At 62.8% G+C, this 15834-nt stretch carries 15 protein-coding genes; 2 read left to right on the top strand and 13 right to left on the bottom strand.

Features of this window, described 5'->3' with window-relative positions:
* Nucleotides 1-16 precede the first annotated feature (16 nt).
* Complete coding sequence (locus GGD40_RS22625; protein ID WP_179745155.1) at nt 17-1102, top strand: porin; 1086 nt, start codon at nt 17-19, stop codon at nt 1100-1102.
* Between the two features lie 95 nt (nt 1103-1197).
* Here GGD40_RS22625 and rhaS read toward each other — a convergent pair whose 3' ends face one another.
* From rhaS to rhaM, 6 genes are all read right to left on the bottom strand, one after another.
* Entirely contained in the window at nt 1198-2205 is a 1008-nt protein-coding gene (rhaS, locus tag GGD40_RS22630) for a rhamnose ABC transporter substrate-binding protein (protein WP_179745156.1), read from the bottom strand.
* An 85-nt stretch (nt 2206-2290) separates the two neighbouring features.
* A complete protein-coding gene (locus GGD40_RS22635) occupies nt 2291-3307 on the bottom strand; it encodes an ABC transporter permease (RefSeq protein ID WP_179745157.1) in 1017 nt (338 codons plus the stop codon).
* The gene (locus GGD40_RS22640; RefSeq protein WP_179745158.1) at nt 3300-4358 is read right to left on the bottom strand and encodes an ABC transporter permease; all 1059 of its coding nucleotides are present in this window, start codon (nt 4356-4358) and stop codon (nt 3300-3302) included. Before GGD40_RS22640 ends, GGD40_RS22635 begins: the two co-directional genes overlap by 8 nt.
* Nucleotides 4355-5884 carry a sugar ABC transporter ATP-binding protein gene (locus GGD40_RS22645; protein ID WP_179745159.1) on the bottom strand — a complete coding sequence of 510 codons (1530 nt, stop codon included), beginning with the start codon at nt 5882-5884 and terminating at the stop codon, nt 4355-4357. The genes GGD40_RS22640 and GGD40_RS22645 overlap by 4 nt, the downstream gene beginning before the upstream one ends.
* Before the next feature lie 54 nt (nt 5885-5938).
* Complete coding sequence (locus GGD40_RS22650; protein WP_179745160.1) at nt 5939-6832, bottom strand: amidohydrolase family protein; 894 nt, start codon at nt 6830-6832, stop codon at nt 5939-5941.
* 61 nt (nt 6833-6893) lie between these two features.
* Nucleotides 6894-7223 (bottom strand): L-rhamnose mutarotase, encoded by a 330-nt coding sequence (gene rhaM / locus GGD40_RS22655; protein ID WP_179712834.1) that lies wholly within the window; start codon nt 7221-7223, stop codon nt 6894-6896.
* A gap of 138 nt (nt 7224-7361) precedes the next feature.
* Here rhaM and GGD40_RS22660 point away from each other — a divergent pair, with 138 nt between their 5' ends.
* Nucleotides 7362-8363: a LysR family transcriptional regulator gene (locus tag GGD40_RS22660; RefSeq protein WP_179745161.1), complete on the top strand. Its 1002-nt coding sequence runs from the start codon at nt 7362-7364 to the stop codon at nt 8361-8363.
* 36 nt (nt 8364-8399) lie between these two features.
* On the opposite strand, the gene GGD40_RS22665 is transcribed toward GGD40_RS22660, so the two are convergent.
* The 7 genes from GGD40_RS22665 to GGD40_RS22695 form a co-directional block, all read right to left on the bottom strand.
* Nucleotides 8400-9182: an SDR family NAD(P)-dependent oxidoreductase gene (locus GGD40_RS22665; RefSeq protein ID WP_179712830.1), complete on the bottom strand. Its 783-nt coding sequence runs from the start codon at nt 9180-9182 to the stop codon at nt 8400-8402.
* 39 nt (nt 9183-9221) lie between these two features.
* The gene (gene rhmD / locus GGD40_RS22670) at nt 9222-10400 is read right to left on the bottom strand and encodes an L-rhamnonate dehydratase (protein ID WP_179745162.1); all 1179 of its coding nucleotides are present in this window, start codon (nt 10398-10400) and stop codon (nt 9222-9224) included.
* Nucleotides 10401-10448: 48 nt separating this feature from the next.
* Entirely contained in the window at nt 10449-11777 is a 1329-nt protein-coding gene (locus tag GGD40_RS22675; RefSeq protein ID WP_179745163.1) for an MFS transporter, read from the bottom strand.
* A gap of 121 nt (nt 11778-11898) precedes the next feature.
* Nucleotides 11899-12651, bottom strand: a complete 753-nt coding sequence (locus GGD40_RS22680; RefSeq protein ID WP_179712826.1) for an SDR family NAD(P)-dependent oxidoreductase — start codon at nt 12649-12651, stop codon at nt 11899-11901.
* 219 nt (nt 12652-12870) lie between these two features.
* Complete coding sequence (locus tag GGD40_RS22685) at nt 12871-13854, bottom strand: GlxA family transcriptional regulator (protein ID WP_179747012.1); 984 nt, start codon at nt 13852-13854, stop codon at nt 12871-12873.
* Nucleotides 13855-13867: 13 nt separating this feature from the next.
* On the bottom strand, nt 13868-14890 hold the full coding sequence (locus GGD40_RS22690; RefSeq protein ID WP_105506332.1) for a LysR substrate-binding domain-containing protein: 1023 nt from the start codon (nt 14888-14890) through the stop codon (nt 13868-13870).
* An 83-nt stretch (nt 14891-14973) separates the two neighbouring features.
* Nucleotides 14974-15741, bottom strand: coding sequence for a pyrroline-5-carboxylate reductase (locus GGD40_RS22695; RefSeq protein ID WP_179745164.1), 768 nt, complete (start codon nt 15739-15741; stop codon nt 14974-14976).
* Between the last annotated feature and the right edge of the window lie 93 nt (nt 15742-15834).

Consider the following 15834-nt stretch of genomic DNA (forward strand, 5'->3'; position numbering starts at 1 on the left):
CCTCCGGAGACAGTAGATGAAGTGGAGCATGAAGAAGGCGACCCTCGGCGTGACCTGCGCCGGCCTCGCGGGATTGACGGGATTCACGACCAGCGCGCAGGCGCAATCGAGCGTGACGTTGTACGGCATTGTCGATGCGGGTATCGAATACGTGAACCATGCGAGTACGGACGGCAGTGCGACGCGTCTCGTGTCGGGCGGCAAGAACACCTCGCGCTGGGGCTTGCGCGGCGTAGAGGATCTGGGCGGCGGGCTGAAGGCAATCTTCCAGTTGGAGAGCGGCATCAACATCGCGAACGGCCAGTTCGACGATAGTTCCGGCGCGATCTTCGACCGCCGCGCGACGATCGGCCTGAAGAACCGCTTCGGGCAAATCACGCTCGGCCGCAATTTCACGACCACGTACGACTACATGCTGCAGTTCGACCCGATGGGTTACGCGCCGAACTATTCGTGGGCGAGTTCATCCACCGCGACGGGCGGCCGGAAGGACGGTCTGTTTTCGCGTTCGTCCAACGCGGTGCGTTACGACGGCATGTTCTCGGGCGTGAAGATCGGGGCGATGTACGGGTTCGGCAATGTGCCGGGCAGTTTGAAATCGAGTTCGAAGTACGACTTCGGCCTCGGCTACGAAACGGGTCCGTTCGCCGCGGTCGTGACCTTCGACCGGCAGAACGGCGCGTACGACAGCGTCACGCCGATCGACAGCACCAACTACATTCAAGGCATCCACGCCGGTTTGAGCTACGACTTCGGCGCAGTGAAGGCGATGGCGGGTTACCGGAATTACCGGCGCACGTTCCATACCTCCGCGCCGACGCAGCGCAGCGATATGTTTTGGATCGGCGGGCAGTACGATGTGACGCCGTTCGTCTCGGTGTTCGCCGCGGTCTACCATCAGGACATCAAGGACGCGAGCGACGCCGATCCGACGTTGTTCTCGCTGCGCGCGCAGTACGCGTTGTCGAAGCGCACGGTGCTGTATTTGGCGGGGGGCTATGCGATGGCGAAGCATGACAAGGCGGTGAGCTTGTCACGCGATCTGACCGGTGCGGCGGATACGCAGACGGGGGTGACTGCTGGGATTCAACACCGGTTCTAAGTCAGCGGTAAGCTTCAGTAGTCGCCGAAACATACGAGGCGTGCCGGGAGTTTTATCGCCCGGCACGCCTCGTCTATTGCTAAAGGCTTTTCCGCTTAGAAGTTGAAGTTGTCGATATTGCTCGAATCAAACGTGGTCGGCGGTCCAAGAATGATTTCGCCTTTCGGACCGATCGTGCGCTTGCCGAGTTTGCCCGCGTCGAACGACTCGCCTTCCTTACCCGTGATCGTGCCCGACGACAACGCCGCCGCCGCGTAAGCCGCCAGGTAACCGAGCTGGTTCGGATCCCACAACTGGAACGCCTTCACCGTGCCGTTCTTCACGAACGCGCGCATCTGGTTCGGCGTGCCCAATCCCGTCACCGCGACCTTACCCTTGCTCGACGACGACGAGATATAACGCGCCGCCGCGGCGATGCCCACCGTGGTCGGCGCGACAATGGCCTTCAGATTCGGATAAGCCTGCAACAAACCTTGCGTCTCGGTGAACGACTTCTGATCGTCGTCGTTGCCGTAGGCGATCTTGACGAGCTTGATCTTCGCGTACTCGGGCTTCTTCAGTTCCTCCTGCATCCACTTGATCCACGTGTTCTGATTGGTCGCGTTCGGCGTGGCCGACAGCACCGCGAACTCGCCCTCGCCGCCCATCAGTTTCGAAACCAGTTGGACCTGACTGCGCCCAATCCCTTCCGCGTTCGCCTGGTTGACGAACAACTGGCGGCCTTCCGGCGCCGTGTCCGAGTCGAAGGTCACGACCTTGATACCTTGGGACATCGCTTTCTTCAGATACGGCACCACCGCATTCGCGTCGTTGGCCGCGATCACGATCGCGTCCTGCCGTTGCGTAATCAACGTGTTGATGTATTGCACCTGCGACGACGCGCCCGCGTCCGACGGCCCCACCACCTTGCCCACGCCGCCGAATTCCTTGATCGCGGCGAGGCCGCCGTTGTCGGCGGTCACTTCGTAGGGGTTATTGATCTGCTTCGGCACGAAGGCGATTTTCAGGCCGCTTTTCAGATCCGCGGCGGACGCCGCGCAACTGATCGCGAGCAACGCGACGCAAAGCGCGGCCGCGCCGGTGTGACGTAGAGGTTTGAACATGAAGTGTCTCCTGCTTGTTGTTGGACGTGTTGGTGTCCGGGTTATCGGTCGTTGGACTTTCTCTTCGTGCACAGGGATAAAAACGTCATACGGAAGACGCGGACTTCGCAATGAAACGCCGGTCGCGCGCCGCGCGCCAGCGGGCCACCAGATTCGGAATCAGCACCGAAGCCAGCAGCAGCACGCCGGTGACGATGGTCAGCGTTTCGCTGGAGACGTCGTCGAGCGTCAGCGCGTTTTTCAGCACGCCGATAATCAGCAGCGACAGCAGCACGCCGATCATCGAGCCGCGTCCGCCGAAAATGCTCACGCCGCCGAACAGCACCGCGGCAATCACCGACAACTCGAAGCCTTCGCCGTTGTCGCCGCGCGCACTGGTGAAGCGCAGCGTGTAGACCACGCCCGCCAGCGCACTCATCGCGCCGGACAACACGAACAAACGCAGCCTGAGTTTCGCCACTTCGATGCCGGAGAACGCGGCGGCGGTCGGATTCGCACCGATCGCGTACAGACTGCGGCCGAATGCGGTGGATTGCAGCAACACGGTGAACAACACCGCGCCGACGATCACGATCACAAACGGCAATGGAATGAAACTCGCGCCGAGCGTGTCCATGCCGAACGCCGTATCGCCCGCCGGAAAATCCGCCACGGCCTGATCGCCGAGCAGCACATAGGCCAGCCCGCGAAACAGCGCCAGCGTGCCGATCGTGACCGCGAGCGAAGGCAGATTGAGTTTGACGATCACGAGGCCGTTCAACAAACCGGCCAGCGCGCCGGCAATCACCACGAGCACGATCACGACGGGCATCGGCAAGCCCATATGCCACAGCACGCCCATCAACGCGCTGGAAGCGCCGAGCACGGAAGCCACCGACAGATCGATTTCGGCGGCGACGATGATCAAAGTCATCGGCAGAGCCATCAGTGCGATCTCGGTCAGATCGGCGAGCACGTTGCTCAGATTCGCGCCGGTCAGGAACACCGGCGACAACACACGGCCGAGTATCAGCGACAGAATCAGCACGATCACCAGCAACACTTCCCATTGCAACGGCGTTTCGCGTTTGCGCGTGAGCAGCGTGGAATCGGGTTTAGCCATGATCGCGTTTCCTCATCATGCGTTTGGCGACGGAGCGGGCCAGCAAGGTATCCGCGGTAATTGCCGCGACGATCAGCGCACCTTGAATCGCCTGCTCCCAGAACGGCGACACGTGCAGCACGACCAGCGCGATGCTGATCACGCCGAGCACCAGCGCGCCGAGCGTGGCGCCGAGAATCGTGCCGACGCCACCGGTAATCGCGACGCTGCCCACCACGGCGGCGGCAACGACCTGCAGTTCGATGCCCTTCGCGGTACTCGCGTCGACGGTGCCGAAGCGAGCCAGCCACAACGCGCCGGCGAAACCGGCAATCGCGCCGGAGAGCAGAAAACCCGCCATCACGCGACGCTCGACGTTCACGCCGGCGAGTCGCGCGGCCTCGGGATTCGAACCGATCGCGTAGTGCTCGCGGCCGCCGCGAAACTGCTTCAGATACACGGCGAGGCCAAGCAGCACGACGAAGGCGATCAGCGCGAGCGTGGGAATGCCGAGCAGCGTGCCGGTCGCGAGTCGCGAGTACGCGTCGGGCAAACTGGTCGCATTGATCTGGCCGCCGTGCACCCACGCGTAATCCGCGCCACGAAAGATGTACAGCGTGGAGAGCGTCGCCACCAGCGACGGCACGCGCCCCACCGCAACCAGCAGCGCATTGATGCTGCCCGCCACGAGACCGATCGCGAGCCCCGCCACCAACGCGACGAGCACCGGCATATGAGGAAACGCGACATACAGACTGCCGACGGCATACGCGCTGATGCCGACCGTCGACCCCACCGAGAGATCGATATGCCGCATCAGGATCACGACCGTCATACCGGCAGTCAGCAAACTGATGATCGACACGTTAAGCAGCACATCGCGCAGATTCTGCAGATTCAGGAACTGCGGTTTCGCGAGTCCCGTGCCGACGATCAACAGAATCAGCACCACAAACAGTGTGGTTTCCCGGCTCTTCGCGATGCCCGCCACAAAGCCGCCCGGCGTGCCCGCATTGCGCTTCGACAACGGCGGCGGAACCGGCGCGGGATGAGTGGATGAATGGCGCATCATGCTGCGTTCCCCAACGGTGGAATCGGTTGGCCGAGTGCCGCCGCCATGATGCGTTCCTCGTCGGCTTCGGCGCGTGCGATATCCGCGCTGATCCGCCCTTCGTGCATCACCAGCACGCGGTCTGCCATGCCGAGCACTTCCGGCAATTCACTCGAAATCATCAGCACGGCCATGCCGTCGCGCACCAGTTCGGCGAGCGCGCTGTACACCTCGGCTTTGGCGCCGACGTCGATGCCGCGCGTGGGTTCGTCGATGATCAGCACTTTCGGGCTCGTGGCCAGCCATTTACCGAGCACGACCTTTTGCTGATTGCCGCCCGACAGCGTGCCGACCGGCGCATTCGGATCGCCCGCTTTGAGGCGCAACCGCGTGCCCCATTGATTGGCGAGTTGCGTCTCGCTGCGGGTTGAAATCAGGCCGTGTTTGACGAGCCGCCCGAGCACCGTCATCGACGCATTGCGCGCGATGCTCAACTCCAGCGCCAAGCCCTGTTGTCGACGATCTTCCGGCACCAGCGCGAGACCGGCCCGTACGGCGGCGGCCGGCCGTCCCGCTGTCAAACGCTCGCCGGCAATCCAGATCTCGCCCGAGTCGAGCGGGTCGATGCCGAAGATCGCCCGCGCCACTTCGCTGCGCCCAGCGCCCACGAGTCCAGCCAGCGCGACGATTTCGCCTGCGCGCACGTCGAACGAAATATCCTTGAATACGCCCACGCGCGTGAGCTTACGCACCGACAGCCGCACGTCGCCCGGTGGCCGCTCGGCCTTCGGATAGAACGTCTCCAGATCACGGCCGACCATCTTCGCGACAATCGACTCGGTGCTGAGATCGGCCGTCAAACCATCGAACACTTTGGCGCCGTCGCGCATGATCGTGACGCGCTGCGTCAGCGCGAACACTTCGTCGAGACGGTGCGTGATGAACAGAATCGCGACGTCGCGCTCGCGCAGTTTGCGCACGATCGCGAAGAGCCGTTCCACTTCGGGCAGCGACAAGGCCGCCGTGGGTTCGTCCATGATCAGCACGTTCGCGTTCAGCGATAACGCCTTGGCGATTTCGATCACCTGCTGATCCGCGATCGACAAACCGCGCACCAGTTGATCGGCGCGCAGATCGACACCGAGCGACGCGAGCAGGCCGTCCACCTCGCGACGCATCGCGTCGTACTGAATGCGGCCGATGCGGTCGACCGGCTGCCGTCCCATGAAGATGTTCTCCGCGATCGACAGATCGAAGAACAGCGTGGGTTCCTGATAGATCACCGCGAGCCCGGCGTCGCGTGCTTCGGCGGGCGTCGCGAAGCGGCGCGCCACGCCGTCCACCAGTAACTCGCCGGTATCGGGCTGATGCACGCCGGCGAGAATCTTCACGAGTGTCGATTTGCCCGCGCCGTTTTCGCCGAGCAACGCATGCACTTCGCCCGGCCACAGCGAGAGATCGCCTTCCGAGAGCGCGCGGACCCGGCCGAACGATTTGCTTGCATGCCGCAATTCAAGCCTCGGCACGGCGGATGTGGATTGCTGCACTGCGTGTCTCCTTCGTGTTTCTCGTGGCCGACTGCACGGGATGCAATAAATGCACTAAATGCGGTAGCAACGTTCTGCATTGCGGCGAAACAGCGCCTCTTTTTCCGCGACACTCGCGCCGTCGACAATCGACGCATACGCATGCCACAAATCCGCGTAAGAGCCGAACAGGCGATCGACCGGAAAGTTCGACGCGAACATCGCCCGCTCCACGCCGAATGTATCGATCGTTTCGAGCACGTAGGGCCGCAGGCTTTCAATGGTCCACTGGTGATCGAACATCGCGAGTCCGCTGATCTTCACGGCGATATTCCTGCAACCGGCAAGCAGACGCATGCCGTCGCGCCATGCGCGATAACCGGCCACGCTGTCACGATCCACGAACATGCCCGCATGGTTGACGATAAACAGCGTGTCGCCATGCGCGCGTGCCAGCGCCGCGGCGTCTTCCATCTGTGACGGATACAGTTGCAGATCGAACGACAGGTCGTAGCGGCGCAGCAGCGCAAAGTGTTCACGCCACTGCGGTTCGCGCATGTAATGACGGCCGACGTAATCGAACAGCTTGTTGTCATGCACGTTCAGAATCTGACGGATGCCACGCGTATTGGCGAACGCCGCGTGCGCTTCGAGCAGCGCCGGTGCGTTCGGCGCGGACAGATCCACCGCCGCGACGATCGCGTTCGGCATGCCGCGCGATTCAGCGCGGTCCGCGATGGACTGCAACCAGCGCGTCTCCTCAACCGGATCGGCAGGATCGTGATTCGCCTCGACGTGCACCAGTTTCAGCACGTCGATGTCGCCCGCTTCGCCCAATAGATCGTCGAGCAGGTAGTCGTGTTTCAACTCGCGCGCGTCGCCGACGAACGACACGCCCGGGTTCTCCAGCCACGGATAGCGATGCGTTTTCAGATCCCACAAATGGATATGCGAATCGACCACCTGCATGCGAGTTCCTCCGTGCGGTGTTGATCGTGGCGAACCTGCTGAGCGGGGCGCGTTCATCGGATCACGTCAGGCTCAGCGAATTCAGATGAAAGACCGGTTCGAGCGGCTGCTGAAACGGCATGTGATCGGGCGCGGTTTGCATGATGTCGGCCATGTAATCCCACCATTTGCGCATCACGTCGAGTCGCGGCAGGTCGTCCATGGTGTGGTGCGTGGTGCGCGTGAGGATGGCGAACAGATGATTCGTGTCCGCGTCGAAGAAAATCCGGTACTCGCGCACGCCGGCGTTGTGCAACGCATCAACCAGCTCGGGCCAGATTTGCGCGTGACGTCGCTCGTATTCTTCGCGCATGCCGGGGTTGAGCACCATCCGGAAAGCGATTGTCTCCATTGCGGCTTGTCTCCCGTCGTATTCGGGCGCTTTTCCGGCGATGCGGCTCAGCGTCTGATGCGACTATAATTCCTGCGTCGATAGCATCTCAATCCGTTGTTGGGATTGGGCGATCCACAAACCGAATCGCACAGAGCCATGAGCCAACACTCCGCTGCCGTCGCACTCGTCAATCGGCTCAAGTTCAAACATCTCGCGTTGCTCGTCGCGCTCGACGACGCCCGCAACCTCCATCAAGCCGCCGAGGCCATCAACGTCGCGCAGCCGAGCGCGAGCCGCATGCTCGGCGATATCGAAGAAGCGTTCGGCTTTCTGCTGTTCGAGCGCAACGCGCGCGGCATGACGCCCACGCCGCTCGGTGTCGTGACGCTCGCTTACGCGCGGCGCGCGCTGGCCGAGTTGACCCGCTTCGCCGAAGACCTCGAGGTCAAACGGCGTGGCGGACATGGACAGTTGACCGTCGGCGCGATCATGGGCGCCGCGCCCGATCTGCTCGCCATGTCGGTCGCCGCGCTGAAAACCGAAAGCCCGCTGCTGAACGTGCGGATTCTCGGCGAAACCAGCGACCAGGTCGTGCAATTGCTGCATCGCCGCGAGGTCGATCTGGCGCTTGGGCGTCTGACCAATCCTCTCCAGCACAACGATTTCAGCTTCGAGCCGCTGGCGCGCGAAACCTTGCTGCTGGTGGTGCGTGCGGTGCATCCGCTGGCTGAGCGCTCGCGCATCACGCTGGGCGAGCTGATCGACTGGCCATGGGTTGCGCAACCGGTTACCAGCCCGGCGCGCGTGCTGTTCGAAGAGGAACTCGCGCGTGCGGGACTGGCCACGCCGGTCAACCTGACCGAATGCGCGTCGATCTTCGCGACGCTGCAATTGCTCGAGAATTACGATGCGGTGGCGATGTTGCCGGAGTCGGTGGTGCGCGATCATTTGCGCGGCAAGCTGCTGGTCGCGTTGCCGCTCGAGATCGGCAAAAGTCTCGCGGGCTTCGGCATTCTCACGCGCAAGGAAGAACCGCTCGCCGAACCGGCGCTGCGTTTCATCGATCTGCTGCGCGGTTTCTCGCGCAAGCTCGCGCGCGACGATGTCGATAGCGTGCCCGCGCCGCCCTCCGCGATCGCTTCGGTTCCGGTGAATTGACGGCGGCGGCGGCGGCAGCGGCATCGGCATCGCGCGTTACTGCAAGTTGACGAACAGGCCGCCGTCCACCAGCAGCGCGGCGCCGGTCACGTAGCGCGCGCGGTCGGAGGCGAGGAACACCACGCAATCGGCCACGTCTTCCGGGCGGCCCAGGCGGCCCAGCGGAATGCGCTTTTCGAAGTAGGCTTTCTTCGCTTCGTCGGCGAGATCTTCGGCGTTCAGGTCGGTGGCGATGGTGCCGGGCATCACCGAATTGCAGCGAATGCCGTAGGGTCCCAACGCGACCGCGCACGACTGCATCAGTGAGTGCACACCGGCTTTGGTCGGCGTGTAGTGCGTCTGCATGCCGCCGCCCACCAGCGCGCTGATCGAACTGGTCGCGACAATCGCGCCGCCCGTGCCCTGCGCTTTCATCTGCTGCGCGGCGGCTTGCGTGACGTAGAACGCGCCATTCAGATTGACCGCTACCGTCGACTCCAGAATCTCCGGCGGCATGTCGAGAAATGCGTGGAACGGACAGATGCCGGCATTGCTGGCGAGCACGTCGACCTTGCCGAACGCCTCGACCGTATGACGCACCAGCTCCTGGCCAGTTTCGCGCGCGGCGACGTTGCCCTCGATCGCGATCACGCGCCGCCCCAGCGCCTCGATTTCTTCGACGACCTCCGCGACCGCCGAACGGCGTCCGTACGATGCGTCGTTATCGCCCCAGTAGTTGATCGCCACGTCCGCGCCTTCGGTTGCGCACGCAACCGCTATCGCGCGGCCGATGCCTCGGGAACCGCCGGTGACGATCACGACCTTGTCCTTGAGCAGCACGTCATTCTCCTTTTCGATCGCAGCACATAGTGCGTACGTTTAACGCGGATACGGCCGCACCAGCGCGCATTCCGGATTCAGTCTCACGCCGAAGCCCGGTGTGTCCGGTACTTTCATGCGTCCGTTCACGGGCACCGGTTCGTCGAGCAACAGCGGCGTGAACATCGGCACGACTTCGTCGGCTTTGGGCGCCATCATCAGAAACTCGGCGAACGGCGAGTTGTGCCGCGTGACGACGAAGTGATAGCTGTACACCGACGAACCGTGCGGCACCACCATCACATTGTGAGCATCGGCCAGCGCGGAAATCTTGATCAACTCGGTCATGCCGCCGCACCAGCCGACATCGGGTTGAATCAGATCGCAGCATTGCATCTCCAGCAACATGCGGAAACCCCAACGTGTTGCTTCATGCTCGCCGGTCGACACCATCATGCCGCGCGGCACGTTGCGGCGCAGTTCGGCGTAACCCCAGTAGTCGTCGGGCGGCAGCGCTTCTTCGATCCACTTCAGGCCGTACTCGTGCGCCGCGTGCGCGAAGCGCGTTGCGTACGGCACGTCGAGGCTCATCCAGCAGTCGTACATCAACCAGAAGTCGTCGCCGACGCGGCTGCGCATTTCGGCGAGCTTGTCGAGATTCTGCTTGAGGCCCGCTTCGCCTTCGGCGGGTCCATGTTGCAACGGCAGCTTGCCGCCGATGAACCCCATCTCCTTAGCAAGATCCGGCCGCGCGCCGGTCGCATAGAACACGAGCTCGTCGCGAACCGGTCCGCCCAATAGTTGGTACACCGGTTCCTTGCGCACTTTCGCGAGCAGATCCCAGAGTGCGAGATCGACGCCTGAAATGGTATTGAGCACCACGCCCTTGCGGCCGTAATACAAGGTCGAGAAGTACATCTGATCCCACATCTTCTCGATGTCGGTCACGAGTTGCCCTTCGAGAAAACGCGCGAGATGTTTCTCGACGATAAACGCGCCGATCTCGCCGCCCGTGGTCACGGCGAAGCCGACGGTGCCGTCGCTGGCTTCGATCTCCACCACCAGTGTGCCGAGCACGTTGATCCCGAACGACTGGCGGCTCTGCCGGTACTCCGGATAACGCGCCATCGGCGTGGAAATATGATCGTCGATCCAGTGTCCGCCAGGTTGGTCGTGATAGTCCGCTCCGCCGCCGCGAACAGTGAAGGCACGCACGTGCCGGATGGTGGGCATGGCCATGAGAGAGGCTCCGTTATAAGTGCGTCGACGAATCGGCCGACAATGCGCCTAGCGGGCGCGATGCAATAAGGTTTGGAAAGAATCGTTCGCCCCGCTCGCGTCGCGGCGCAACAGCGTGCCGATCAGCAGCGCGGCGAGCAGACTGGAGACGCCCAGCACCACCAGTCCCGCCGACGTCGACGAAAACGCGCGTTCCGCCGCGGTCCGCAAGCTCGGCGCAAAGAAGCCGCCGAGTCCACCGAGCGAATTGATCAGCGCGATGCCGCCGGCAGCGGCAGCGCCCGTGAGCGTGCGGGTGGGGAACGTCCAGAACAGCGGTTGCGCCGCGATGAAGCCGCTCGCCGCGCAACACAAGGCGATTAACCCGAGCACAGGGTTATGCGCAAGTCCCGACGCAGCGATGCCGAGCCCGGCAAGCACCAGCAATGCGACGGCCCAACGCCGATGTCCGCCTGTGCGATCCGCGCGGCGCGGCACGTACCAGGTGACAGCCAGCGCGCACATCCACGGCAGCGCGGCGACGAGACCCACGCGCAAACCGACGGTTGTCCCGAGCAAAGCCGCGACCTGTTGCGGCAGATAGAAGATCACGCCGTACACGCTCATTTGAATCAGCAGATAGATCGCCGACAGCAGCAACACGCGACGATCCACCAGTGCGGCGAGAATGCGATGCGGTCCATGCGCGGACGCGGCGCGCGCATCGTCTTCGAGTGCTGCACGCAGACTGGCGCGCTCTTGCGGATCGAGCCATTGCGCGTCGTCGGGACGGTTGTCGAGATACCAGAGCGCCCACACGCCCACCGCCGACGCCAACACACCTTCCACCAGAAAGAGCCATTGCCAGCCGGCGAGACCCCACGCGCCATGCAACTCCAGCAGCGAACCCGATAACGGACTGCCGAAGATAAACGCCAGCGGCGCACCGAAATAAAACACGCCGACCGCCCGCGCTCGTGCGCGCTGCGGAAACCAGTGAGTCAGGTAATAGATCACGCCGGGAAAGAAACCCGCTTCGGCGACGCCGAGCAGAAAGCGCAGCGCGTAGAACGTGGTGGCCGTGTGCGCCAGACACATCGAGGCTGAAACGAGCCCCCACGTGACCATGATCCGGCACATCCAGACCCGCGCGCCGAAGCGATGCAACAGCAGATTGCTCGGCACCTCGAACAGCGCATAGCCGACGAAAAACACGCCCGCGCCAAACGCGAACGCCGCGTTCGACAGACCCGTATCGTGCTGCAATGCCTTCTGCGCAAAACCGATATTGGCGCGGTCGAGAAACGCCAGCACATACATGAGCAGGAGAAACGGCAACAGCCGGCGCATGACCTTGCTGTTGATCGCCTCCAGCGAACTGTTCGCCTGCGGGTCCATGTCGTCTCCTTCGCGAAGCTCGCCGGTGAGCGGCGGCTACGCGCTTTTATCTTGAGTCCGGCGAGTCATGCGGCTAGTACGGGTAATGCGTGTATGGCGACCGTCGCCATGTTGCCGCGGCTCAGTAAGTCGCGCGGCCGCCGGACAGGTCGAACACCGAGCCCGTGCTGAACGCGCAGTCTTCGGACGACAGCCACAGAATCAGCGAGGCCGCTTCTTCCGGCAACAGGAAACGGTTCATTGGGATCTTCGACAACATGTAGTCGATATGTTGTTGCGACATCGAATCGAAGATTTCGGTTTTGGCCGCAGCGGGCGTGACGGCGTTGACGAGAATGTTCTTCGTCGCGAGTTCCTTGCCGAGCGATTTGGTCAGGCCGATGAGCCCCGCCTTGGAGGCGCTGTAGTGCGAGGCGTTGGGATTGCCTTCCTTGCCGGCCACCGAGGCGATATTGACGATGCGTCCATAGCCCTGCTTGAGCATTTGCGGCACAACCGCGCGGCAGGTGAGATACGGGCCGATCAGGTTCACGTCGATCACGCGGCGCCACACGTCGGGCTCCAGTTCCCACGTCGCGCCGTTGCCGCCGGTGATGCCGGCGCAATTGATCAGCACGTCGATCGCGCCGTGCGCGGCGACGGTTTGCGCGACCGCTTCAGCAACGGCGGCTTCCTGCGTGAGTTCGACGCTGACGGCGGTGACTTTGCCGAGTTCGCTCAACTCGCGCTGGCTGCGCGCGAGGCGGTCCGCGTCGATGTCCCAGAGCGCGACGGACGCGCCCGAGTTCAGCGCCCGTTGCGCCACCGCGTAGCCGATACCGCGTGCGCCGCCGGTAATGGCGACCACGCGTCCCTCCAGATCGATCCGATTCATCGCTGTGCTCCTGGGCAGGCCGGGCGGCTTGCCGTTGTGTTTTTGTCTATGTCTATGGGCTGGGTGAGCTTGCTGCTCACTGTCCGGCCAATATACGAGCGGGGCGATGTGCTAACAATCCGAGTATTGGAGGGGGTGATAACAAAAGTGGATCGGGGGACATGACGGCTCAGCCGACAGTTTCCTTACCGTTGCATCGCCGGACCGATCGCTACGTGCTTACACTGAAACACGGGCAGTCGGCTGGGCACTTTGCGCCCGGAAGACGTTAGGCGTTTCGCCATATTCTTTTTTGAATTCCCGGCCCAGATGCGAGGCGTCTGAAAACCCGCATGAAGATGCGATATCGGTGATGGTGCGATCGGAACTGGTCAGGAGCCATGCAGCGGTTCGAATACGTAGCTGACGACCGTAGGAGAGCGGCGCGCTTCCCACTTCGCTATTGAACAACCGCTCGATCTGCCGCACGGACATCTCCAGCCGATGCGCCAGTTCGCTCAGACTGAGCGGCTGCCCAATATGTTGCTCCATCAACAGGATGGCTCGTCGCACCTTCGGGTGGGTGGCCGGCCGGAGGCCCGGTGGATGCGGTTGCGGCGCATTGCCCTTCTCCGCGTCGTCGACCAGCAGGATTCGAAGCGCTTTCTGAACGATGCTGGCATCGACATGACGAAGAAGAATGGCAGCCGCGACATCGATCGACGCACGTCCGCCTGAACAGGTAATGCGCCGCCGGTCGATAACGAACAGCCGGTCCGCGACGAGATGACGTTCGTCGGTTTGCGGAAAGCGCTCGATAAAATCCCAGTAGTGAAACCAGCTCACGCACAGGCGATACCCTTTCATCACGTCAGCCCGCATCAACGCGAAGACACCCGTGCAGATGCCGACGAGGGTCGCGCTCCCCGCGGCAGTCTCGCGAATGAACGCCAGGGTCGCGTTGCTGGCGGATGAACCGGCGTGAAGCAGGCCGCCGACCACAACCAGATAGTCCAGTTCGCCGGCTTCTTCAAACGTCACCCAGGGCGTCACCTGGATCCCGCAACTGGCGCGGATCGGCGTCAGCGATTCGCCGATAATGCTCCACGCGCAGCGAACCGGCCGGCTCAGATCGCCTTCGTCGCTGGCGAGTCGAAGCAGGTCGACGAATCCCGAGAAGGCCGTCAACGTGAAGTTCGGCAGCAGGACGATCCCAAAGCGGATCGGCGCCGAACGATCATTGAGCAAGTTGAATGACCGGCTGCGCTGCGCCGTCCGCCGCCTTTGGCCAACCTTTCATCATGTCGTCGACTTCCTCCGCGATCCATTGTCTGAACTTCAGGTACTCGGGCCGGCTCTTTGCGTTCTTGTGAGTAATGACGTAATGATGCCGGTCCTGAAAGACCAGAGAATCGCGCACGGGCCGCACCAGAAGCCCCTGGTCGATTTGACGGTGCACCAGGTGATGCCAGCCCAGCAGCGTCCCTTCTCCCGCTTCCGCCAACGAGACGAGCAAGCGGTAGTCGTTACTCTCGAAGTGTTCGCCCGGCGCGTACCGGTCCGAGCCATCGCCTTGCTGGAACCAGTTGCGCCAGACGCGCCAGTCGACGTGTTCGCAAACCTGGGCGCGGCCGAGCAGCGAGAGGTTGAGCGTGGGTTCCGTCAGCAGGTCGAGCGGCTTCAGCGCCTTGCCCTGAAAGTGGCGTTCGAAGAACGCCTGGCTGCACACCGGGTACACGACATCGTGAAAGAGCGGCTCGACGTCGTATTGCAGTTCGCGCGGCGGATTCTTGGTAATGATGACGTCAGGCTGCATGAGGTCGTCGAGCTCCATGAAGTGCTCGGTGACGGTCACGTTGAGTTTGATTTCCGGAAACCGCTTGCGCAAACGCGGCAGCCGTGACGACAGCCACAACGCGGAAAACGTGTGAGAGACGTAAATGTTCAACGCCTGCTTGTCCGAGCGCCGCACAACCTCGGCCGCCTCGGCGATATTCATGATCGAGAGATACGAGGCGTTGTACAGGATGCGGCCCGAATCCGTCAGCGCGATGTGCCGCCCGGTCCGCTCGAACAGCGCGACGTCGAGCGTATCTTCGAGCTCCTTGATTTGTCTGCTGATAGCGGCCTGTGTCACGCATAGCACTTCGGCGGCCTGCGTGAAACTCTCGTAGCGCGCAGCCGTCACGAAACAGCGCAACGCGCGTAACGACGGCATTTGTGCGAGCAGCCTGTCGGCGAATAGTTGTTTCTTCTGCATCGTCCTCACCTTCAAGGCGGTCGAATCCGGAAAGACGGCAAACCGCCGGTGGGCGGACTCTCAAACTTTACACCGACGGCCTGCTAGCGTCCTTCCACACGCCTGAGCACATGGTCGAGCGCTTCGCGATAGTGCGAGTACGTGCCCTTGACCGACAACTCGTTGTGAAGCTGTTCATTGATGCCCCCAGGCGTCATGGACGCCGCAACCAACGCGGAGAACGATGCCCCGCTCTCCGACGTTTCATGGGCGAGCCCTCTGCAGTAGCCACCAAGGTAGGCTCGCGCCGAGTCGTGGTCGATTCCTTGCTGCACCAGCCATTCTGCCTGGGCGTCGAGGACGGCGTAGAAGCTCGCCATGGTCGCCGTCACCGCCGACAGCGCATCGAACTTTCTTTCGTCGCTCACTTCGACCGGCGTGCCGAGCCAGGCAAAAAGCCGGCGCGTGATCTCATCCGGCGGGCAAATGGCCGTGCTTCCCATCCCCGCCGCCACGGCCGGCAACGGTACCGCGCGCACGATTGCGTCCACCGCGCCGACCATCCGCTGCAAAGCTGCTAGCGACACGCCCGCAATGAAGCTGACGACATGATGACGCGCCTCGAACTGGAGCGCGCCAAGCACCTCCGGTGCAATGGTCGGCACGACGGCGAGACACACCACGTCACTGGCGTCGAGCACCTGCTGGTTTGTCCCGCAGACCGAAATACGTGGATCGAGTGCCGCCAGCGCGATGCCGACATCGGCGTTGCGCGGTGAAAGACAGATATGCTCGAAGGGCGCGCCGACATGAATCAGCCCCGTCACGACAGCGCGTGTAATCGTGCCTGTACCAATGAATCCGAGTCGCATGGTCTCTCGATGTGATGACACGCGGCGCGGGCTCACCCCGTACCGCGTCGCCAATGGTTAGCTGCCCGGTATTCGCGGGCAATGAGCGCTCTC

The organism is Paraburkholderia bryophila, assembly GCF_013409255.1.
In the GTDB taxonomy this organism is placed as follows: Bacteria; Pseudomonadota; Gammaproteobacteria; order Burkholderiales; family Burkholderiaceae; genus Paraburkholderia.